Source organism: Chloroflexota bacterium, assembly GCA_023475225.1.
In the GTDB taxonomy this organism is placed as follows: domain Bacteria; phylum Chloroflexota; class UBA6077; order FW602-bin22; family JAMCVK01; genus JAMCVK01.
Window position 1 is genome coordinate 18,971 of record JAMCVK010000044.1, and the last position, 21,310, is coordinate 40,280.

Here is a 21,310-nt window from a genome sequence, read left to right on the forward strand (position 1 = left end):
TCACCTCGCTAAATGTCTTAATCTGGGATCGGTGATATCGCGCAGCCCGTCGCCCAATAGGTTGAAGCCGAGCACTAGCAGGGCGATGGCGATACCGGGAAAGGCTACCAGGTGCGGGGCGATGCTCACATAGGTGCGCCCTCGACTCAGCATAGACCCCCATTCAGGCTCCGGGGGTTGCACGCCCAATCCCAGGAAGCTAAGAGCCGCCGCGATAAGGATGGCTGAGCCGATCCCCAACGATGTCTGCACAATTATCGGTGCTGTACAATTGGGCAGCAGATGGGCCAGGAGAAGCCTGGCATCCGAGGCACCGATGGTTCTGGCGGCCAGGACGAAATCGAAGTTCTTGACCGTGAGCACTACCGACCGGGTGAGCCGGGCGAAGCCGGGGATGGCCGTGAGCCCAACAGCGATGATGACGTTCGTCGCCCCCATGCCCAGTGCGCTGACGATGGCTATGGCCAGAACAATGGTCGGTATGGTGAGGAGAACCTCTACAGCCCGCATGATCAAAATATCCAGACGACCGCCATAATAGCCAGCCAGCAATCCGGCCGCTACCCCAATCATCATACCGATGCTCGTAGCACTTAGGCCGATAAGAAGCGAAACGCGTGAGCCGAATATTATGCGGCTGAGGATGTCACGTCCCACATCATCCATGCCTAGGGGATGAGCGAAGGAGGGGGGCTGTAAACGATAGGCCAGATTCGTTTCCAGGGGCGGGTATGGAGCGATCCAGGGAGCTGAGACGGCCATAAACACGAACAGCAGGGTAATAATCGTCCCCAGGGCGGCTAGCCGACTCCCCATAAGGAGTCTGCCAAGAGCCAGGCACGGATCGCCAAGGCGACGCCACAGGTGACCAAGCCATCTCCTAAGGAATAGCCCACTGACCCCCACTGGGATCACGGCCTGGTCATCACGTCCTTTAATCATAGCGCACCCTAGGGTCCAGATACGAATAGGCGATGTCGATGATGAGGTTGAGCAGCAAGAAGACCATCGCATAAAGCAGCACAACCCCCTGGACCATGGTGTAATCGCGCATGCGCACTGAGTCTATCATCAGGAGCCCGATCCCTGGCCAGGCGAAGACTGTCTCCACAATGATGGAGCCCCCCAGGAGATAGCCAAACTGGAGACCGGCTATAGTGAGCGTGGGAATGAGGGCATTCCTGAGCGCATGACGTAGGAGGACAACCCTTTCCCTGAGCCCCTTGGAACGGGCGGTCCGAATGTAGTCCTGCCCCAGCACCTCCAGCATGCTGGATCTGGTGAGACGAGCGAGGACAGCCATCTGATGAGCAGAAAGGGTGATGGCCGGCAGCACCAGCTGGGCCAGGGTGCCGCGCCCTGTAGCCGGTAAGAGATTTATCTGGACAGCCAAAACCATCATTAGCATAAGTCCCAACCAGAAGGCGGGGATGCACACACCGGCGATGGCTCCGAGCATGCTCACCTGGTCATACACTGAGCCGCGCTTAACGGCCGAGACCACGCCAGCACTCAGACCAACCAGCAGGGCGATGCTCATCGCAGCCACCGTCAGCTCGATGGTAGCCGGAAAGCGGAGTAACAGTTGATCCAGAACTCCATACCTGAATACCTTAGATATGCCAAGGTCACCGTGCAGAAGCCCCCAGAGGTAGTAAGCATATTGGATATAGATGGGCTTATCCAGCCCCATTTCCCGGCGGATAGATTCCACTACGTCCCGGGAGGCCATCTCCCCAGCGATGAGCTGGGCCGGATCACCCGGCACAAGTCGGAAGATGACAAAGATCAGTGTCACTACGACGAGAGCGGTTGGGAATATTAACAGCAGTCTGCGCAGGATATAGGCCGTCATCTCTTCACCTGATGAATCGCCGCTATAAGGAGAGAAGCCCTCATCCCCCCTAATCCCCCCTTCTCCCGTCCGGGAAGGACGGGAGAAGGGGGGATTAGGAACTAGGTCGAAGATTCTTCGAGGCCGAGCCCTATCCTTCTTCGAAGGACTCCCAGAAGGGGCGTCCCCCTTCTGGACTATCCCCATCCGCCAGGAGAAGGGGGAAAGAGATTAAGGGCAGAGCCCGCAACCCTGTAGGGGCATGGTCTCCACGCCCTCTGTACTAGGGCAGGTCCCTAGAACCCTCCCAAAAGGGAACGCCTGCCTTGACCTCCTCTTGCCCAAAGGGATAAAGTCCCCTGAGGCTCCCCATTGTTTAACACTTCAACTATACGGCCACATAAACCCTCATCATTCGAGGCTAGCGTTTGTAGGCATCGCGCAGAATGGTGAATATGGTTGGCCAGATTACGACCCCCTCCACATTCTTGCGCGCGCCCACCAGCAGGTCCACGGCATAGAGATAAATCAGTGGCGCATCCGCAGCGATCAGCTCCTGAACCTTGCCATAGTACTCCGCCCGCTTGGCCGGATCGATATTGGTTTCGCCCAGATCGATCAGCCTATCCACCTCGGGGTTACTGTACCACATCAGGTTCCAGGCAAGAGGAGCCTTCTCCTTGGTTGGGTTAGAGTAGAAGATCTGACGCAGATGCTGATTTATCTCTCCAGTAGAGGGGTTGAAACCGAAAAGCAACATCTCATACTTCGCTTCGGCCGGTGGGAGCCTGAGATAGCCCCAGCGCGCCGCCGCTTCCACCTTCCAGATAGTGGCATCCACCCCAATCTTCTTAAAGCCCGCCTGTGCCGTCTCCACCACCTGAATATCCTTGGGATACTCACCCTCCGAGGTGTTGATGGTGAACTTCAGCGGCTGCCCATCCTTCTCCAAAATGCCCGTGGGCCCCGGCTTCCACCCTGCCTCGGCCAGCAACCGCTTGGCCCTCTCCAGATCGTACTCGTATTTTTGGGCACTCTTATAGCCCTTGATGGCGGGTGCCGCCGGCGAGTCCAGCACCGTCGCATACCCCAGGAACAGGTTCTTGACCATGCTCTTCTTATCAACAGCGTAGGCCAGGGCCTGCCTCACCTTGGGATCGTCGAAGGGCTTCTTCAACAGATTCATCTCCAGCCAAAAGGTACGTAGCCCCTTCTGGCGGATGACCCTGGTGTTGGCCCCCTTCTCTAGTCGAGCCGCCTCCTCCGCCGGGATGTCGTTGGCCAGGTCCGCCTCCCCCGTCTCCAGCATGGCCACCCGAGCGCCAGGCTCCAGCACCGGCTTCATAACGATCTTATCCAGGGCCGCTTTCCCCTTGAAGTAATCATCGTTCCTGACCAGCACAACCTGTACACCAGGGGTGAACTCCTGGAGCTTGTAAGGCCCGGTGCCCACCGGGCGGGCCGTAAACTCCTTCCCCAACTTCTGGACAGCGGTGGGGCTGGTTATCCCTCCTGAGCCATGGGCCAGGTAATTCAACATCGGACCGAATGGTTTCTCTGTGCCGAGCTTGATCGTATGGTCATCCACGATCTGGATCCGCTTGATGTGTAACCAAAGGGTCCGGTTGGGTGTGACAACCTTCGGGTCCAGGATCCGCTCTATATGGAACTTCACCGCCTCAGCGTTAAAAGGTGTGCCATCGTGGAACTTCACGTTCTTGCGCAGGTAGAAAGTCCAGGTGAGCTGATCGGGTGAGACCTCCCACCTTTCAGCCAGTCCCGGCACGATGTTGAGCTGCTCATCGAAGGTGACCAGGTTATCATAGAGCAGGAATACCGCCTCGTAGCTGGCTGGATAGGTTTGGGGATTAATCGAGTCTAACTCCTTAATGGGCATGTTCTGGGCGTAAACGAGCGTCCCACCGATGGGCTTGGCTGGTGTGGGGGTCGGTGGCTTGACGGCCACTGGGGTTGGGGTCGGTGGGACGACAGCAGTCGGGGTGGGGGCAGCCGGGGCGGGTGCACAGGCAGCAAGAAGGGCGGCGATGCTTGAGGCCGAAAGCCCCAGGGCCGTAGCCCGCATGATGAACTCCCTGCGGCTTACCCTCCTTGTGACCAGTTCAGCGAGCAATCGATCGAACTCACTCATCTTCTTCTCTCCTTTGATTGGCTAACAACCGAACACCATCAACAAACAACAGCTCCTTTCCAATGCAACCTGAACTCTATCTCACCTCCTTAACCTTTCTATAACTGAGCCCTAGAACCCTCCCAGAAGGGGTGTCCCCCTTCTGGACTACCCCCAAACTCCGGCGGGAGAAGGGGGGAATAAATTTGGAGATACCCAAACCCCAGCAGAAGGACTTCGCCCCTCTGCATCCCTCTAATCTGCGGGAGAGGGGGGAGGAGGCTAGGGCAGAGCCCCGGAACTCTCCCAGAAGAGAAGGCATCTGAACGCAACCAATCCTCCTTGACCCCCCTTAGTGCCGAAAGCCCAGCTCCCTGGATATCTGGGCCACAGTCTCCTTCACGGCCTGCCCAAACCTGGCGATCCTCTCCTCAGTCATCCGCTGCTCCGGCGCTGATATGCTGACCGCGGCCACAACGACGCCAGAATGATCGAAGACCGGCGCTCCCACACACCAGATGCCCTCCTCGTTTTCCAGGCGATCTATGGCATAACCTCTCTGCCGCACAGCCTCCAACTCTTTCCAGAGAACATCGGCTGAGGTGATAGTATTGGGAGTACGTGGGGTGAGACCTTTTGCGACGACACGATCGACCATTTCCTTGGAAGAGTAGGCCAGGATGGCCTTCCCGCAGGCTGTGCAGTAGACAGGCATACGATTGCCCACGGCCGAATGCATGCGTACGAGCTGAGGGCTGTCTACTTTGTCTATGTAGACGATCTCGTCCTGGTCGAGCACAGTGAGATGCACCGTCTCTGAGGTCCTCCCCATCAGGTCGACGAGGAAGGGTCGGGCTTTGGCTCTTAACTCTAAACCGTTTAACAGGGCCGTGGCCAGCCGTAACACCTTGAACCCAAGGCGATAGCGCTCCGTTTGTGCATCTTGCTGGACGTATCCCTGGGAACGCAGGGCCTGGAGAAGACGATGCACCGTGCTCTTGTGCCATCCCAGCCGCTGGCTGATCTCAGTCAGCCCCAACCCAGAGGTAGTATCACCCTCCACAAGGATGTCCAGAACCCTTAACCCCTTTTCGAGGGTCTGCGCCCCGCGTCTATTGCCTGCCACAACGCTCGGAGATCGCCTATTTTGTTCCATAACATGAAACCTTATATTACTTTCTGAAACTAATATAACACATAACAAGAGTTTAGTCAAGTTCGAGGGTGAACTGCGTTATTTACGACTGAAAAGTGGACTGTGGCGTGTGCAAAAGTCCTTGTCACCCTCGAACCCTCATCTTCGACCTTCGGGCTGATTGATGCCCCAGGTGACAGGTGGAGAGAGGCCATGCTATACTGCGGAAGCGAAATCGGCAGCATCGATGGTGATCCTATCGCGAAACTGGCTTGATAGGATGAAAGGATGCAGAGGCATTATGGCCATTATGAGGGGAGATGGTGGGGCAGAAAATACCAGTCTTGGCCGTTGATCTGGGAGGGACACAGCTACGGGTCGCCCTGGTTGGCGCCGATGGACAGATAACCTTTCGCTACAACACCCTGACCAAAGCCGAGGAGGGGCTTGAGGCCGTACTTGAACGTATCTACACGGTGATAACCCAGGGGTTGCTTGCCGCTGGGAATGGAGGCGTTACCTCCATTGCTCTCTCCGTACCTGGACCAGTAAATCCCTATAGCGGCGTTATCTTCAGGCCTCCCAATATGCCCGGCTGGGATGAGGTGCCTCTTAAACAGCTCGTCGAACAACGTTTCCATCTACCAACCCATATTGGTAACGATGCTAACGTGGCGGCCCTCGGCGAGCACCGCTTCGGAGCCGGCCAGGGCATCGCTCACCTGATTTACCTCACTGTGAGCACGGGTATCGGGGGCGGTGTGATCAGCAACGGCCAACTGTTATTAGGATACGGTGGCTTTGCCGCTGAACCAGGTCATATGACCATAGATCGCAATGGCCCTATCTGCGGCTGTGGTAATGTCGGTTGCCTGGAAGCGCTGGCCTCAGGCACAGCCATCGCCCGCCACGCTAAGGAACGCCTCTTGAAAGGCGAAGATAGCCGTTTACGGGCAGTCCTGGACGCTGGTCTCGAGCAGATAAGCGCTGAACTGGTGGCCGAAGCGGCTAAGGCTGGCGATGGATTGGCTCTAACAGTTATAGAGGAGGCGGCCACAAACCTGGGGATCGGCGTGGTCAATCTGGTGCATATCTTCAATCCCCAGCTGATCATAATCGGTGGAGGCGTAGCGCGGGCTGGTGACCTCCTTTTTGAACCGGTACGGCGGATTGTCAGAGAACGAACGATGCGCATTTTTCAAAAGGAGCTGGACATCGTCCCCGCTGCGCTTGGGGATGATGTTTGCCTCCTCGGAGCAGCCACACTGGCTTTAGCCGTTGAGTAGAAGATCGATCTTCGGATGGGTATAGCACCATTTTGCCAGGAGAGGGAGCGAGGTCACGAGGATGAAGGTGAAGGCGAGGTTCTTCGCCGTATATCGCCAGATAGTAGGGCAAGATGTAGCCGAAGTTGATTTGCCTGATGGTGCTTCTGTAAGCGACTTATGGGAAGGATTGGCCAAGAAGCACCCTCAGATCCAAGAGCTCCTGAACGTCACGGCTTTTGCGGTCAACAAGGAATACGTCCCTTGGAACACTATCCTAAACGAGGGGGATGAAGTGGTCTTCGTTCCACCAGTGAGCGGAGGGCAAGGATGTTTGAGATAACTACGGAGCCACTCTCCGTTGATCCACTTATCGAGCTGGTCAGGAAGGACGCCGATGGGGCTGTGGTGGCTTTTGTGGGCGTGGTGAGGGAGGTTTCTAAGGGAAAGAGGGTCAAATATCTCGAATATGACGCCTACAAGGAGATGGCTGAGGCCAAGCTGAAGCAAATTGGGGACGAAATCCAGGAGCGTTGGCACCTGTCTGGCGTAGCCATCAGGCACCGTATCGGCCACATGGAGATCGGAGAGACGAGCGTAGTCATCGCTGTTGCTGCTCCCCATCGCCGGGAGGGCCTTGAGGCGTGCCAATATGCCATTGACCGCTTGAAAGAGATCGTCCCCATCTGGAAAAAAGAGGTATACGAAGATGGGGAGGTTTGGGTAGGATCAGGAGATTAACGGCGCAGCCAGATTACTAAGGGTCTTCTTCGAATACCAAGGGATAGTCAGCGTTTCTCCAGGCCATAATACCATCGCTCAGATTAACCAGAGCTGTGAAACCGTGCCGCTCTAAAATGCCTGCGGCCGTGCTACTGCGCATGCCCACCTCACAAACAATAACGATCTCCTTATCCTTGGGCAGTTTATCTAGGTGATCCTTCAATTCAGCAAGTCTGATCAGAATCGAACCCTCAATATAGCCCAATTCCCACTCGATGGGCTCACGCACATCTAATAATAGCGGTGTGAGCCCTTTCTCTCTGAGCTCGAGGAGCTCTTTCGCCGAAATCTGTTTCAATGTAACCAGGGGCAGACCCCCCTTAAGCCACGCCTCTACGCCCCTGGCTAAGTATCCCCTAAGATTGACGTGTCCAGCCTCGCGAAGTGGGGAGATGGCTCTTTCGATAAACAGGTTATCGTTGGCCACCAGGACCAGCGGAGTGCCGATGGGTATCAGTTGGGCCGCCAGTCTTGCTGAGCCCCTGTTATCTACCGGTATATTTAGCGAGCCTTTGATATGCCCAGCTCCATAATCCGACGGCCTGCGCAAATCTAGCGCAATGGCTCCGCCGGCCAGGTGCGTCTGCACCTGCTTGGAGGTGAGGGCCGCTACATCAGTCAATGACGATTCAGATATATCTTCCTCCCTTAAAGACTTTCCCTGGCTATGTCAAGTGCCCTGAGCCGCCTGGACAAGAGGAATAAAGTTGCTACCCCTACGCTTACACCAAACCACAAGGTACAGAGGCGGATCAACAGCGTAGCCGTAGCCGCTTGAGCTGGGCTGACGGTCACCCGCAGCAACAATAACAGGCCAGCGATACTGCCCTCGGCGGCGGCAAGTCCGCCTGGCAATAATGAGATCGATCCAATCAAAGTCGAGGTGGCCAGAATGAAGGTCGCCTGCAAGAGCAGTAAGGGACTCGCCTCCAGACCCAAGCCCGTTAGCACGAAGAAAAAGGCCACACATTCAGCCGACCAGGAGACGAAACCGATCGTTGTCGCCAAAAGTAAGGCGTCCATTCTCAGCAGTCGGTAAGAGCTCTCATAAAAGGTGCGTAGATGATGGGTCCACCCGGACAGCCAGTTTATCCTGCCACTCCAGGCGAGCAGCCTGAGTATAAATGACCGCTGTTGGCTGAGGACGACGATGCCCGCGCTTGCTACGAAGAGAAGAAGAAACAGTTGCCAGCCGTGTCCATAAATGACCAGACCGGCCGAAGCGAGCAGTAGCATGGCCAGGCCATCTGTGAGCCGTTCAGCGATAATAATGGGTGCTGATAAGCTAAGCGGTGTCCCACTGGTTTCTTTGAGCAAGAACGATTTCAACCACTCTCCAACCTTGCCGGGCGTGATCACCATCGCTAAGCCACCAAAGAAGATGAGAAAACTATCCCAACGCGGGAGCGCATCCACCCCGATTAATCTTAAATAATATTGCCACTTACAGAAGCGCAGCACATAATTGACCAAGGTCAGGGCCAGGATTAAAGGGATGTAGCCCCAGTAAAAATGGGCGAATGACTGGACAACCTTAGGGAAGTCGCCCAAAACAGCGAGGGCTAGCAAGACCACTAGCCCCAGGGCTAAGGGAAAAAGCATTCTCCCTTTCAGGTTAGCCAAGAGAGACAAGAATCACCCCTCGTCCTTATCAATGTGCGCCGCCCCAGCCGATTCTGGCCTTCGCCCCGTCTGCTTATCCTTGTGGCTCATAAGTTCGAAAAAGCCTCCCCCAGGGTGTCTCCATCATCCGGGCTACCCTTCGTTTGCCGATCAGGGGGAACCAGAAGAAGTCATAATAAAGCCTGGAAGCTATGTAGGACCATGGGGTTAGGGGACTGCGCAACAGAAGGTGTTCTAAGGGCTTGAGGGGACCATGGTAAATCACCTTCTGTCCACGGCTGGCCAGGGTATCCTTGTTCGCCTGGAAGTGCCAATTCTCATTGGAGATGTCATCACCAACCAGCTCTATCTGGCGGGGGTCTCCGACGCCGAGGCCCATCTCGTGGGCCAGGCGAATGAACTCGATGGAGAGTGGGTCTAGTCCCATCAACTTGGCCGAGATGGCATCAATCGCCACTTGATCGCCACTAGCCAGGATGATATTTTTAACATGAGGCACCATCGCCCGCGGTCCGGGGCCTTCTCCTGCTATAGTACCGTCCATCACCGCAAATATGCCGCTGTGGATCTCCCTCTGAATGATCAACAAATCGACCAACGTTTCGTGAATAGCAGCGTGAGCCCAATGCCGATTTTCGTTGAGCAACCCCCCAAAGGCATTTTTCATCGCCCCTGTTATTGTCGTGAAGACATGCGTCTTCACTGTAGGCAGGTGGCAGATATTCCTACCGACGAATAGGGCAGGGATGTGGATACCCTGCGGAAACACCCTATCCAGCGCCAGCAGTGGTGTTTTCGGCTCATACTTCAGCCACTCCACCCAGGGTTCGTATAAGTGTACGTTCCTTACCCCGTATTTCTCTACCACTGATTTATGTTTATTCTTGACTTCACCGATTTTAGCATCAACAACAACTGTGCGATTATGTCCGGCCATTAAGGTATCAGGTGCATAGCCGTCCTCGGTCAGCGTCTTAATCACGCCCTCCAATTGCCAGGGAGCGGTTGAACAGCCTGGATAATAATGATGCCAGGAGATATTCACCTTCAGGATGGTCTCTTTATCTGAGGGAAGATGGTCCTTATAGCCAGCCAGGCGCATCAGGCGCCCATAATCTTCCAGCACTGTCTCTGGACTGGTCCTAAGGACAGCGACCTTACTCACTTAAAACCTGCCCTTACTGCTGCTAACTGCTGCTCTAACGCCTTGAGGTCTGCAAAAATATGATCCGGTTGAATGGGCGAGGAAACCAAGTCGTTCGGCGTAGTTACACCAGTCAGCACCAGGATGGTGGTAAGCCCAGCTCGCTGGCCACCAAGTATATCCGTATCTAAGCGATCCCCGATTATGGCCGTCTCTTCGGGCATTACCCCTAGCTGTTCCATCACTAAGGTGAGCATCTGGGTCTCTGGCTTGCCGACCACAAAGGGGGGAACATCCGTGCACGCTTCGATGGCCGCCAGAATAGCCCCGCAGCCCGGCACGAATCCGTCTGGTGTGGGCAATGTTCGATCCGGATTAGCCGCTACAAACTTAGCGCCCGCCCGGATAGCGACGCAGGCTGTGGCCATCTTTCTATAATTGACCTCTCGGTCCAGCCCAACTACCACGAACTGTGGGCGCTCCTCACTCAGACGGAACCCCGCCTCCAGAATGGGGTCGACGAGCCCCTCCTCACCAATGACGTACACCGCGGCCCCAGATGGAGCAGCCTTCTGTAAGTATTGAGCGGTAGCCTGTCCGGCCGTAAATACAGCCTCCGAGCCGATCTTGATTCCCATCCCGCTGAGCAAGGCGGCATAATATGCAGCTGTGCGGGTAGAATTATTGGTAACCAATTTGAATTTCAAACCATTCTGCTTAAGGAATCCGAAAAATTCTACCGCGCCGGGCAGCAGCGTCCTACCCCGATAGATGACGCCATCCAGATCGATAAGCAGGGCTCGGAGGTCGCTTAATCTGGCGACCATTATTTTTCCCTCACCAGGTCATATTTAAAGAGCAAGAACCATTAGTTCTTGCTCTTCAGTGAAAAATATGGGCACGCCCGAGAGGATTCGAACCTCCGACCTTTGGGTCCGCAACCCAACGCGCTATCCACTGCGCCACGGGCGCACTCGCTGTGGCGGAGGGAATGGGATTCGAACCCATGACGGAGGTTTAAGCCCCCGTAACCGCTTAGCAGGCGGCCGCACTAGACCAACTATGCGATCCCTCCGCGCCGTTGCGTCCTCATTATAACAGCAAGCTAGCCAGATTTCAACCATTTGTACTGCGGTCATGGTTCTGGGCCAGCAGGCCCTGACCCTGCTTTCTCTATAGCCAAGCGCTACGCTCCGTGTTAATATGTTATCGGGCTAAGAGATTCCCAATACCCCGCTGGATTCGGCCATTTTCCGCAAGGACTTACAGGCCTGAGGGAGGAGATCAGATGGTACCAAAAGAAGCGCTCCAAGGAATGCAGTTATTCCAAGGACTCGATGATAGCCAACTGGACAAGCTGGCTAGACTCTGCCAGGAAGAGACATATGAGACTGGAGACATCATCTTCAGGGAGGGGAGTAAAGCCTCCAAGCTCTACTTGATCGATTATGGCAAGGCGATCGTCGAAATGGGCCACCTGACGGAGATGGAAACCGGTCAGGGCATAGTGGGGGTGATAACGACCGGCGATAGCTTTGGCTGGTCAGCACTGGTCGAACCGCACTATAACACGGGAACTGTGCGCTGCCTGACTAAGGTCAAGGTTATCACCATAAATGGGGAGGAGTTAGATAGGCTCTTCGATGCGGACCCCAAACTGGGGCTTCATATCTTCCGCAGATTAGCAAGCGTCATAGCTCGCCGCTTAAGGGAGACGAGGCAACTATTAGCCGAAGAGCGACAATCGCTGAGCCGTTGAGCAATGATATTAAGAGCCTATCCGAGAACACCAACACTTCCACGAAGTGTGGCAATACCATGACCTTACCCTCGTGGTGGCAGGTAACAACGCCACATAAGGATATAAAGAGGGTGTAGCATCTATTCCAGTAAAACTAATAGAGCCATAATTCCTACCCCCAGTATTATTAAGATGAATTGCCCTAAGGATGTTGATAACTTAACTTCATGTTGGAGTTCTGGTATCAGATCCGACCCTGCTATATATAAGAAACCACCAGCTGTAATTGGCAACATGGATAATGAGTAGCCTTGAACGTGTGGCCCTATGACCAGGGAGATGATAGCACCCAAAAGTGCCGTCAGGGCTGAGAGGAAATTGAAGGCCAAAGCCCTCTTTACAGAAAGCCCCCCATGAACAAGCACACCGAAATCCCCTAGCTCCTGCGGTATTTCATGCAAAATAACTGCTAGTGTGGTAGTAATTCCGATGGGAATACTCACGGCATAACTGGCTCCGATCAGCATCCCATCAAGCATATTGTGCACCCCATCACCAATTAAATTCATGAAAACTACGGGATGTAAATGTTCCTCAGAGGTGAGAATATGGCAATGTCTCCAACGAATAAACTTCTCTAAGACAAAGAAAATAAGAATGCCAGCCACAATATAGAGCGAGGTGGCTAAATTTGCACCGAGCTTTTCAAATGATTCGGGTAAAAGGTGGATAAAAGCATCACCAAATAACCCCCCAACAGCAAAGCTAACGAGAAAGAGCAAAATCTTTTTCAGTAGCTTCTGGTCCAGCGCAAGACTAAAGATGCCAATCAAAGATATGGCGCTGACCAGGGCGACACTGATTATGGTATATGTCCAAATCTCGATGATAATTCACCCCTTTATAACGCTAATCTTAGGGGTCGCACCTGACATTTGGGGTGCTGGCAAAGGTCGCCGCTGCCGTGAGCCAAACGGCCTGTGTTGTTAGGGTTCGATTAGCCGAATAGGGTTTCTTCTTGACAACGAACGGATCAGCGGGCTCCGTTTGCCCTGATCCGGCAATCCTCGATAACCTCTTTGGGGATCATTCTCAGCGCTATGATGACCAGGACGGGTAAGATGATAACGTCATCGAGATAACCAAGTACAGGTATAAAATCCGGAATGATGTCGAAGGGCAAAAGGGCATAACCAACTGCCACTCCGAGAAGAAGTTTGGCCAGTTTCGGCGTTCGGCCATCTTTCAGGACGAGTTGATATACCTTGAGCTCGCGTTTTAGGCTTCTTCCTGTGGATTTCAACTCGTCCAGCATATAAGGATGCCTCTTCTGCCGAGCACCTTCTAGGATCCTTTCTACAGTTCGCCTTGTGAGGTGGCTGGGCACGGCAGGCAATTTGCGCTCCTGGCAGAGGACAAGGCACCCCAGCTACCCGCTGGGGCATCCTGAGGATATCGTCTATATAAATCCCTCCGAAGGCTCGGCTAAGCTGTCAGTGGGGGTGGACGATGGGGCTCGAACCCACAACCACTAGAGCCACAATCTAGCACTCTGCCAATTGAGCTACGTCCACCACAAGCCGGGTACGCCTGGAGGGACTCGAACCCCCGACCCGCTGCTTAGAAGGCAGCTGCTCTATCCTCCTGAGCTACAGGCGCCTAAAAGTTGCCCATTCTTTGTATTATTATAGCCAAACCATCTTCGCCTTGTCAACCGCGGGCTGAGGCTGTGGGACAGCGGGGATTCCAAGGGGGGTGCAGCTCGAAGAGTCTTCGACTTGGTAAGGGTCTTTTGGCTGGGCCGAAAGAGCCCAAAAGGCCGGGCCGCCTTGAGCCCCCTACAGGGGTGCGGGGAAAATATTCAACACGCTCAGATTACACTGAGGCGCGGATCTCGTTCGCGACGCACGATGAGGGCAGGGACAGCGCCGCCACAAACTTCTCTTGAAAATCGGGGCGGGCAGACAGTTCGATGTATTGTACTCTTCTGGCAATATCTTTGGCGATGTCCCTTGCGGCCATAGAGAGCAGGGCCATTCTGGATCCAACGCTCGCTGCATTCCCCACGGAGACCAGACGCTCCTCAGGCAACGGTGGTATCAATCCGATCGCCACCACATTGGGGGGATGGACGTAACTGCCAAAGGCCCCGGCCAGAAGCACCTCAGTTATCTGGTCATCCTCAATTCCAAGCTCTTTCTTGAGGATCTCGATGCCGGCCCTGATCGCCCCCTTGGCCAGCTGTAGCTCCCGAATGTCGCGCTGAGTAATGACGACCGCGCTATGACGATCGCTATAGAGCACAAAGCCAGGTCCCTGTGTCGTAGTTATCAGCCTGGAGGACAATGACTTGGGCAAACGATCTGCCGCTTCTTCTCCGTTGATCAAGCGACCACTTTGATCAATTACACCCGCCCTGTACATCTCGGCCACGGCATCGATCAACCCAGAACCACAGATGCCCCGAGGCTTTCGCCGTCCAATTACTTGCACCTTGACATCATCGTCTATCCATACCCGCTCAATCGCCCCCTCCGTTCCCCGCATGCCATTCATTATGTGTGCCCCCTCGAAAGCCGGGCCGGCGGCCGTGGAGCAGGCCAATAACCTATCCTTATTACCGAGGACGATCTCGCCATTGGTGCCAATATCAATGGCCAGCTTTATCTCCTCACTCCGATGTAGTCCCGTGGCCAGAATGACGCCAACTGTATCGCTACCAACGAAGCCAGCGATATTGGGCAAGGCGAATACAGAGGCTCGGGGATGGATATCAATCCCCAACTCCTTCGCTTTGACTGCTAGCGGATCAGTAACCACGGGTGCATAGGGGGCAACAGCCAATGAGATGGGCTTGATGCCCAACAACAGATGGTGCATACAAGTATTGCCGACGATGGTCGCCTCATAGATGTTCTCACGTCGCACACCCGTTTGTTGAAGCAGCTCTCCAATGATGCCATTGATCGTTTTGCTAACTTCGTGTTGCAATTTGTTCAATCCAGATGGCTCATTCATCACCAGAGCTATCCGCGAAACCACATCGGCACCATAGTTCGCCTGAGCATTGAGGGCCGGGCTTACAGCCAACTGTCGGCCGCTGTGCAAATCCAACAGCATGCCCACTACCGTCGTCGTACCAATATCGAAGGCTAAACCAAAGTTCAGGGCCGTAGTATCGCCTTTTTCAACAGCGATCAGCTCTTCTCCAACCAATACGGCTGTAACTTTGTAGCCGGATTCCTGCAAAACTCGCGGTAAATTACGTAGAACTGAGAGGTGGACAGTGGTCTCCTCCATACCTAGGCCCTCTTTAAGGCGGCTGAGATCGGAGCGTTGATCATCTAGCGATGGCTGGGGTAACTCCAGGAAAATCTTACGAACGTTGGGTGCTAAGCCAACTGTCTCTGTTATGGCGATGCGCGCATATTGCAGCCTTCCGATCGGTAGCTGTACGACGACATCGCCCTCAACAACTGCCTGGCAGGCGAGCCGCCAACCCTCCTCAATCTCAGCAGGGGCTAACCATCCCCTTTCAGCCTGCGTCAGCGCCGTCAATTGGCCCCAAGCCTGAACCTTACACTTACCACAGACTCCGCGGTCTCCACACGGAGCATAGATATTGATACCAGCCAGAGAGGCGGCTACAACCAAATTGGTTCTGGTCGGCACAGCAACGGCCCGATCTTCCGGCCGAAAGATTACCTTGGCCTCCTTCATGCCCTCACCTCAGCCTACCATCAGCAGTTCCGCAAAAGCGCTTAATGCTATTTCCTCCCCAGGGTGAATGGTCAGGATATCGTGCCCCCAATTCCCCTCGGCCAACCTCCTCAACAGCTCCAGAGAGCCGGGGAGCTCTTCATAGCGCAGGCCCAGAAGGGCGGCCGCCTCCTGGGCGTGAGTTCGATATCTGGCTATATCATAGGCGCCCGTATCTATCAGGGCGATCCGCGTATAGTGAGCGTAAATCGTTTTGCTTACAAAAAGCGCCTTCTCAGCACCGTATTTCTCCACACAGCAACGGTACTCGGTCAGGGGGTCCATGCCCGTTTCAATCCATCCCTTGGTCAGATAATAAGTGCCCGGCTCTTTAAGTGCCTCCCTTCGTCGGGCCTCCTGGGAACCCAGCAGTAGGCTAATACAATCCTCTACGCGCGGTAAGACAAGACCGTGAGAGCCACTCCTGAGGCAGAGCGTGCCGTTGCCACAAAGTCCATAGGCGAGCACAAGCGTTGATCCCTCACTTGTATCCAGGCGCTTTTGAATCTCGAGCCGCAATCTATCTGGAGTGCGATGCAGCCCATAGGGGAGAAATTCATACTCCAGATGCGAGGGCAATACGTGCAATAGCTCGTCCCGCAGTACCTCACAGGCAAGGACTTTATATCTTCCTGAACCACTCATCCCCGCGGACATCTCTTCCCTACGCTTCGTGATGTAGTCCGCATTATGGCATACCTTGTGTTGCGGCGTCAATTTAAGCGTCCTCTGCCAGGAACCTTACACCCTCCAAACGGAGCAGCGTTAGCTTGAGCACCAGTCCGCCCCCAAAACCACCTAGCCGACCACGGGCCGCAACGACACGATGGCACGGAATGATGATAGGCAGGGGATTGGCGGCAACGGCCTGTCCAACAGCCCGGGCGGCCCTTGGCCGTCCGATTTGCTGGGCAATAGCACCATAGGTACTCACCTGTCCATAGTCGATGCGGCGCACTGCCTCCAAAACCGACCGTTCAAACGGCGTGGCCCATCCCAGATTGAGCCGGGCTGTGAACTCAACCCGCTGGCCAAGGCTGTAATAGAGCAGTTGTACCAATAACGTCTCAAATTCAGCACTGGGCACAGGCTCATCCCCACAGTACAATAGTAAGCTCCTAATGCACCCCTCCTCATCCGGACAGGGTAGCGTAGAACAGAGCAAACCATCATCATCCCCAGCCACAGCTATATAGCCAAGGGTCGTCTTAATCATCCCAAAACGTATGGTCATCCCCTTTTCCTTTCCTTCAGGCTAGCCAAGTCTAGGCAGTGACGATCAGGTCCACAGGTTGGAAGGTCAAGGTATCAACCAGGCCACGATTGGTCAGGCGCAGCTCCGGAAGCACTGGCAGCGACAAAAGGGCAACGGTCATGAAGGGGGAGACCATGTGGCAACCCAATTCCTTCCAAGCCTGCTCCAATTCTCTTATCTTTTGATCAACTTCCTCCACAGGGCGATCAGAAACCAGACCAGCAATGGGGAGGGGTACTAAAGCCGAGACCTGTCCATCGCGCACCACGATTGACCCACCGCCACACTCGGCCAATTTGTTAGCGGCGATAGCCATGTCCACGTCGTTCATGCCCACAATCAGCAAATTATGGCTGTCGTGGGCGACGGTGGAGGCGACAGCTCCGCCCTTGAAGCCAAGTCCTTTGACGAACCCCAAACCGATCGTTCCACTGCCCTTGTGCCTTTCAACACAGGCCACCTTGGCGATGTCCTTCTCCACTGCGGCCGAGATTAGGCCACTCCTCAAGGGCATCGTAACCTGAAGGTGCCGCGTTCCCACCTGGGCTTCGATCACCTCCATCACCCTGACAGTCACTGACCCATCCTTACTAGGAGCGCGGATCAGAAAATTCTCCGCCTCGAGAGGGGCCTTGAGGTGAACGGACCGCTGGGCAAACTCAGGGTAATCGAAGGCAGGTAGGTCGTAGAGCACGCGTCCCCCCTCAGCGACAATGACCCCATCAACCATCACCTTATCCACCTGCATCTGCGTCAAATCTTTAACAAAGATGATATCGGCACACTTAGCGGGCGAAATACTTCCCAGATCGTGGTTGACTCGATAATACTCGGCGACGTTAATAGTGGCCATTTGTATGGCCGTTATCGGATTGATCCCTTCCTCGATCGCCCTTCTGACGATATGGTTAAGATGGCCGAGTTCGATAAGCGTGTGGGGATGGGTATCATCGCTGACGATCATGGCGTGACGCGTGTCAATCCTTCTTTCTGTGATGGCTTTTAACGTAGCTTTGAGGTCACGCCAGGCTGACCCTTCCCGCATCATTGGGTACATCCCCAAGCGCAGGCGGGCCAAAACATCTGCGGCGCGGGTTGACTCGTGACAACTGCTGATTCCGGCCGCAGCATAGGCTTGCAGACCAAGCTCTATTTCGGGCACAGCATAATGCCCGGTGATCACCCTGTCTGCCTCCAATGTGGCCTGAAGTTCACCGTGTACACTGGGCTCTCCAGCTAGTACGCCTGGAAAATTCATCATTTCACCCAGGAAGAGTACACCATCCCAGCGCATCATCTCACGGATCTCCGCCGGTCCAATAACGGCCCCGGCGTCCTCAAGGCCAGGTAGGGCCGGCACACAAGAGGGCGCTCCCACATAGACCTTAAGAGGCAGGTTCCGGCTCTCGTCCAGCATCAACCGCACACCAGCGAGACCAAGGACATTGGCGATCTCATGAGGATCCACAAAGACCCCAGTCGTGCCATTGCGCACGACGGCTCGGGCGAACTGGGTAACCGTGATCATGCTGCTCTCAATGTGCATATGTCCATCAAGCAGACCGGGCACCAGGTAATATCCAGAACCGTCAATTATCTGGGTCTCCTCACCTATGGTATGACTGGCGTTGCCGATGATTATCACCCTTCCAGCCTTGACGGCTACATCCACATCAGGCTGAACCTCTCCCGTGTTTACGTTTACCAGCCTGCCACCCTTAATCACGGCATCCGCTTTCTCCCGGTCCATCGCCGCATTGACCAACGTGCGGGTCACCTCCGCTAGCTTCTTTCTGGTCGGCTGATATAACACAGCATACCTCCCCTTTTATTTGATGGCTTTTGGAGCTATAAGTTATATTTCTAGGATCAACTCGGCGCTGATATCCAGGGCGCGCACCGAATGGGTAAGAGCACCTACCGAGATAATGTTCACACCCGTCTCGGCGATGGAGCGTATCGTCTCCAGAGTCACCCCACCTGAAGCCTCAACGAGCGCTCGGCCAGCGATGACCCGGACCGCCTGGGCCATCTCCTTCACACTCATATTGTCCAGCAGAACGATGTCAGCCCCTGCCTCAACCGCTGCCTCAGCCTCCTCCACCGTCTCCACCTCCACCTCAATTTGAAGCGTATGTGGGGCGCGTTCACGGACGTGCCGAATCACCTCACCCAGGCCAAACCCAGCAGCACGCAGAGCAGAGAGATGATTGTCCTTAATAAGAACGCCATCGCTCAGGTTGTAGCGGTGGTTGAAGCCCCCACCCATGCGCACGGCGTACTTTTCCAGGGCCCGTAATCCAGGCGTCGTCTTACGCGTGTCCACTATACGGACTGGCAAACCCTTAACGCTGGCCACATAGTGCGCCGTCTGCGTGGCGATGCCGCTAAGATGCCCCAAAAAATTGAGAGCTACCCGTTCACCGGCCAACAAGCTGGGAACTGCTCCTTCCACCGTAACAACGATGTCCCCAGGCTTTACCCGCGTGCCATCCTCGCTAAGGATATTTACTTTCAGCGCCCCATCCACAGCCTGGAAGACCGCCGCCAGGACGTGAATGCCGGCTAATACCCCCTCTTCCTTGACCAGGATCGAGAGCCTTCCCCATGCCCCTCTCAGGGGTAAAGCCTCTGTGGTGATATCGCCCCAAGCCAGATCCTCAGCCAGCGCTCGCTTCACAATCGCTTGCACTTCAGCGTACGGAATATCCATAAGGAAACCTCCTCAGCGTAACAATTCAGGCACTCGTTAGGGCTCCACGCCGGAAGTGAATATGCCGCTGCCAGGCCGCAGACATCTGGGGAAAATCAGTGCGGTAATGAGCACCCCTGCTCTCCTCACGAAGAAGGGCCGCCTCAGTTATCAACCGACCGACTAAGACCATATTTCTCAACTCATGTGAGGAGCGGTCGATGGGTAAGGGTAACCGCGCCTGCCACGCCGCAAGGGTACGGCGGGCCTCCTCGAGTGACTCTCGGGAACGTTGAATACCTACTTTGCCCCACATCAATCTCTGCAGCAGGGGAGATGAGGGAGCAGGAACCCCGGACTGAACGCTTAACTCTGCTAGCTCGACACGCTCTGGTAAACTCAGCGCAGATCCAGAGGGGGGGCCCTCCACGGTGCGCTGGATGATCCGTTTGGCGAAGACCACGACCTCCAGGAGAGAATTACTAGCCAGCCGATTGGCACCATGAACACCCGTGCAGGCGACCTCCCCACAGGCGAACAGACGGGCAATGTTGGTCTCTCCCCATATGTCGGTCTTCACTCCTCCAATCATGTAGTGCGCCGCGGGGGCGACGGGGATTGGCGAGGCGGTGATGTCGAGCCCATGCCCACGACAGAAGTGGTAGATGCTGGGAAAACGGCTGATGATCTGGGGCAAGGGTAGATGGGTGATGTCCAGGTAAACGTGATCAGACCCTGTGGCCTGCATCTCGGACAGGATGGCCCGCGCCACTATATCACGTGCTGCTAGCTCAGCCTTCGGGTGGTACCTGGGCATAAATCGCTCCCCAGCGGTATTAACAAGGATACCACCCTCACCCCGAACCGCCTCTGAAATCAAGAAGGGCGGTGCCCCAGGCAGACGTAAGGCCGTAGGATGAAATTGGAAAAACTCCATGTCCTGAATCACTGCGCCCGCCCGGTAAGCCAGTGCTACCCCATCAGCGGTGGCAACTTCTGGATTTGTATTAAATAGGAAGAGCTGCCCTGCTCCCCCACTGGCCAGCACCAGAAAGCGACAGCCGAACTGGCGGTATTCGCCACTGCGGCAATCCAGGGCTACCACCCCTTGAACCCCCTCAGCATCAACCGCGATCTCAGTGACAAGATGGTATTCCAGGATAGTTACCGCAGAGCTCCTGGCTAAATGGCTAAGAGTCGTCTCAATTCGCGCACCAGTCGCATCACCGCCGGCGTGGAGCACCCGGGGCAGGCTATGGCCACCCTCCATCCCCAGAGCTACCTGTCCCTCAACAGTATCAAAGGGAACCCCCAGCCGGATGAGGTCGTAGATACGGTCGGCCGCCTCCTCAGTCAGGATATGCACTGCTTCCGTGTCGCAGAGCCCCGCCCCCACCTCTACCGTATCGTGATAGTGTTTCTGCGGTGAATCCAAGGGGCCTATAGGGGCAGCGATACCCCCTTGGGCATGCTTAGTGTTGCACTCATCGATACTACCCTTGGTTAGAATCAAGGTGCGTCCATGCTGCTGCGCCAGTAGGGCGGTATACAGTCCGCCGATTCCGCTGCCGATCACCACATAATCGTAATCCATCTATATTACCCTTATCCCCCTTACCCCCTTACCCCCCTCTCCCTGCGGGAGAGGGGGAAAGAAGGGCTAGGGCAGAGCCCTAGAACCATCCAAGGGTATTGGGCTGCGCCCCCCTCCTTGACCTCCCCTCAATCCAGCGGGAGCTGTTTGTGTTTTATTAGAAACTTGAAGAGCTTCGTCGCCCTTGTCTCCCAAAATGGGGTGTGCAGAGATGTAGCGCGGGGGCTTGTCCCTCAGGAGTGGGCAGATTCGATTTTGATGGAGCACGTGACAAAGGGGACATTACATGGGATGATTGCCTTAATCTCGCATCTCGCTCACACGAGAGGAAGGATCGTGCCCATGTGTGTCCCCGAT

The 21,310-nt window shown here is 55.2% G+C and carries 20 protein-coding genes and 4 tRNA genes; 4 read left to right on the plus strand and 20 right to left on the minus strand.

Annotated features, from left to right (window positions below; all coding sequences use genetic code 11):
• From M1136_11335 to M1136_11350, 4 genes are all read right to left on the minus strand, one after another.
• Complete coding sequence (locus M1136_11335) at nucleotides 1-942, minus strand: ABC transporter permease (protein MCL5076219.1); 942 nt, start codon at nucleotides 940-942, stop codon at nucleotides 1-3.
• The gene (locus M1136_11340) at nucleotides 935-1,855 is read right to left on the minus strand and encodes an ABC transporter permease (GenBank protein MCL5076220.1); all 921 of its coding nucleotides are present in this window, start codon (nucleotides 1,853-1,855) and stop codon (nucleotides 935-937) included. The genes M1136_11335 and M1136_11340 overlap by 8 nt, the downstream gene beginning before the upstream one ends.
• 400 nt (nucleotides 1,856-2,255) lie before the next feature.
• Entirely contained in the window at nucleotides 2,256-3,983 is a 1,728-nt protein-coding gene (locus M1136_11345; protein MCL5076221.1) for an ABC transporter substrate-binding protein, read from the minus strand.
• Between the two features lie 331 nt (nucleotides 3,984-4,314).
• Nucleotides 4,315-5,088, minus strand: coding sequence for an IclR family transcriptional regulator (locus M1136_11350; protein ID MCL5076222.1), 774 nt, complete (start codon nucleotides 5,086-5,088; stop codon nucleotides 4,315-4,317).
• A 329-nt stretch (nucleotides 5,089-5,417) separates the two neighbouring features.
• Here M1136_11350 and M1136_11355 point away from each other — a divergent pair, with 329 nt between their 5' ends.
• From M1136_11355 to M1136_11365, 3 genes are all read left to right on the plus strand, one after another.
• Entirely contained in the window at nucleotides 5,418-6,383 is a 966-nt protein-coding gene (locus M1136_11355) for an ROK family protein (GenBank protein MCL5076223.1), read from the plus strand.
• A 61-nt stretch (nucleotides 6,384-6,444) separates the two neighbouring features.
• Nucleotides 6,445-6,705, plus strand: coding sequence for a molybdopterin converting factor subunit 1 (gene moaD, locus M1136_11360; protein ID MCL5076224.1), 261 nt, complete (start codon nucleotides 6,445-6,447; stop codon nucleotides 6,703-6,705).
• The gene (locus tag M1136_11365; protein MCL5076225.1) at nucleotides 6,693-7,103 is read left to right on the plus strand and encodes a molybdenum cofactor biosynthesis protein MoaE; all 411 of its coding nucleotides are present in this window, start codon (nucleotides 6,693-6,695) and stop codon (nucleotides 7,101-7,103) included. Before moaD ends, M1136_11365 begins: the two co-directional genes overlap by 13 nt.
• 16 nt (nucleotides 7,104-7,119) lie before the next feature.
• Here M1136_11365 and M1136_11370 read toward each other — a convergent pair whose 3' ends face one another.
• From M1136_11370 to M1136_11395, 6 genes are all read right to left on the minus strand, one after another.
• Nucleotides 7,120-7,767, minus strand: a complete 648-nt coding sequence (locus M1136_11370; protein MCL5076226.1) for a rhodanese-like domain-containing protein — start codon at nucleotides 7,765-7,767, stop codon at nucleotides 7,120-7,122.
• 26 nt (nucleotides 7,768-7,793) lie between these two features.
• Entirely contained in the window at nucleotides 7,794-8,747 is a 954-nt protein-coding gene (locus M1136_11375) for a flippase-like domain-containing protein (protein ID MCL5076227.1), read from the minus strand.
• A 94-nt stretch (nucleotides 8,748-8,841) separates the two neighbouring features.
• Nucleotides 8,842-9,870, minus strand: a complete 1,029-nt coding sequence (locus tag M1136_11380) for a DUF362 domain-containing protein (protein MCL5076228.1) — start codon at nucleotides 9,868-9,870, stop codon at nucleotides 8,842-8,844.
• A gap of 59 nt (nucleotides 9,871-9,929) precedes the next feature.
• Nucleotides 9,930-10,739 carry an HAD-IIA family hydrolase gene (locus tag M1136_11385; protein MCL5076229.1) on the minus strand — a complete coding sequence of 270 codons (810 nt, stop codon included), beginning with the start codon at nucleotides 10,737-10,739 and terminating at the stop codon, nucleotides 9,930-9,932.
• A gap of 72 nt (nucleotides 10,740-10,811) precedes the next feature.
• Nucleotides 10,812-10,884: transfer RNA gene (locus M1136_11390), tRNA-Arg, on the minus strand.
• An 8-nt stretch (nucleotides 10,885-10,892) separates the two neighbouring features.
• Nucleotides 10,893-10,987, minus strand: a tRNA-Ser gene (locus tag M1136_11395).
• 213 nt (nucleotides 10,988-11,200) lie between these two features.
• Between M1136_11395 and M1136_11400 the strand changes: the two genes are divergently transcribed.
• On the plus strand, nucleotides 11,201-11,671 hold the full coding sequence (locus M1136_11400; GenBank protein MCL5076230.1) for a cyclic nucleotide-binding domain-containing protein: 471 nt from the start codon (nucleotides 11,201-11,203) through the stop codon (nucleotides 11,669-11,671).
• A 122-nt stretch (nucleotides 11,672-11,793) separates the two neighbouring features.
• On the opposite strand, the gene M1136_11405 is transcribed toward M1136_11400, so the two are convergent.
• From M1136_11405 to nadB, 10 genes are all read right to left on the minus strand, one after another.
• The gene (locus M1136_11405) at nucleotides 11,794-12,486 is read right to left on the minus strand and encodes a ZIP family metal transporter (protein ID MCL5076231.1); all 693 of its coding nucleotides are present in this window, start codon (nucleotides 12,484-12,486) and stop codon (nucleotides 11,794-11,796) included.
• Nucleotides 12,487-12,686: 200 nt separating this feature from the next.
• Nucleotides 12,687-12,968, minus strand: a complete 282-nt coding sequence (locus M1136_11410) for a YkvA family protein (GenBank protein MCL5076232.1) — start codon at nucleotides 12,966-12,968, stop codon at nucleotides 12,687-12,689.
• Between the two features lie 186 nt (nucleotides 12,969-13,154).
• Nucleotides 13,155-13,227 (minus strand) — tRNA-His (locus tag M1136_11415).
• Nucleotides 13,228-13,238: 11 nt separating this feature from the next.
• Nucleotides 13,239-13,312 (minus strand) — tRNA-Arg (locus tag M1136_11420).
• 216 nt (nucleotides 13,313-13,528) lie between these two features.
• Nucleotides 13,529-15,373, minus strand: coding sequence for an ASKHA domain-containing protein (locus tag M1136_11425; protein MCL5076233.1), 1,845 nt, complete (start codon nucleotides 15,371-15,373; stop codon nucleotides 13,529-13,531).
• A 9-nt stretch (nucleotides 15,374-15,382) separates the two neighbouring features.
• Nucleotides 15,383-16,129: a DUF1638 domain-containing protein gene (locus M1136_11430; protein ID MCL5076234.1), complete on the minus strand. Its 747-nt coding sequence runs from the start codon at nucleotides 16,127-16,129 to the stop codon at nucleotides 15,383-15,385.
• A 1-nt stretch (nucleotide 16,130) separates the two neighbouring features.
• Nucleotides 16,131-16,646, minus strand: a complete 516-nt coding sequence (locus M1136_11435) for a methylated-DNA--[protein]-cysteine S-methyltransferase (GenBank protein MCL5076235.1) — start codon at nucleotides 16,644-16,646, stop codon at nucleotides 16,131-16,133.
• A gap of 31 nt (nucleotides 16,647-16,677) precedes the next feature.
• A complete protein-coding gene (gene ade / locus M1136_11440) occupies nucleotides 16,678-18,417 on the minus strand; it encodes an adenine deaminase (protein ID MCL5076236.1) in 1,740 nt (579 codons plus the stop codon).
• 105 nt (nucleotides 18,418-18,522) lie between these two features.
• Nucleotides 18,523-19,380 carry a carboxylating nicotinate-nucleotide diphosphorylase gene (gene nadC / locus M1136_11445; GenBank protein ID MCL5076237.1) on the minus strand — a complete coding sequence of 286 codons (858 nt, stop codon included), beginning with the start codon at nucleotides 19,378-19,380 and terminating at the stop codon, nucleotides 18,523-18,525.
• Nucleotides 19,381-19,405: 25 nt separating this feature from the next.
• Nucleotides 19,406-20,953, minus strand: coding sequence for an L-aspartate oxidase (gene nadB / locus M1136_11450; protein MCL5076238.1), 1,548 nt, complete (start codon nucleotides 20,951-20,953; stop codon nucleotides 19,406-19,408).
• Nucleotides 20,954-21,310: the final 357 nt, after the last annotated feature.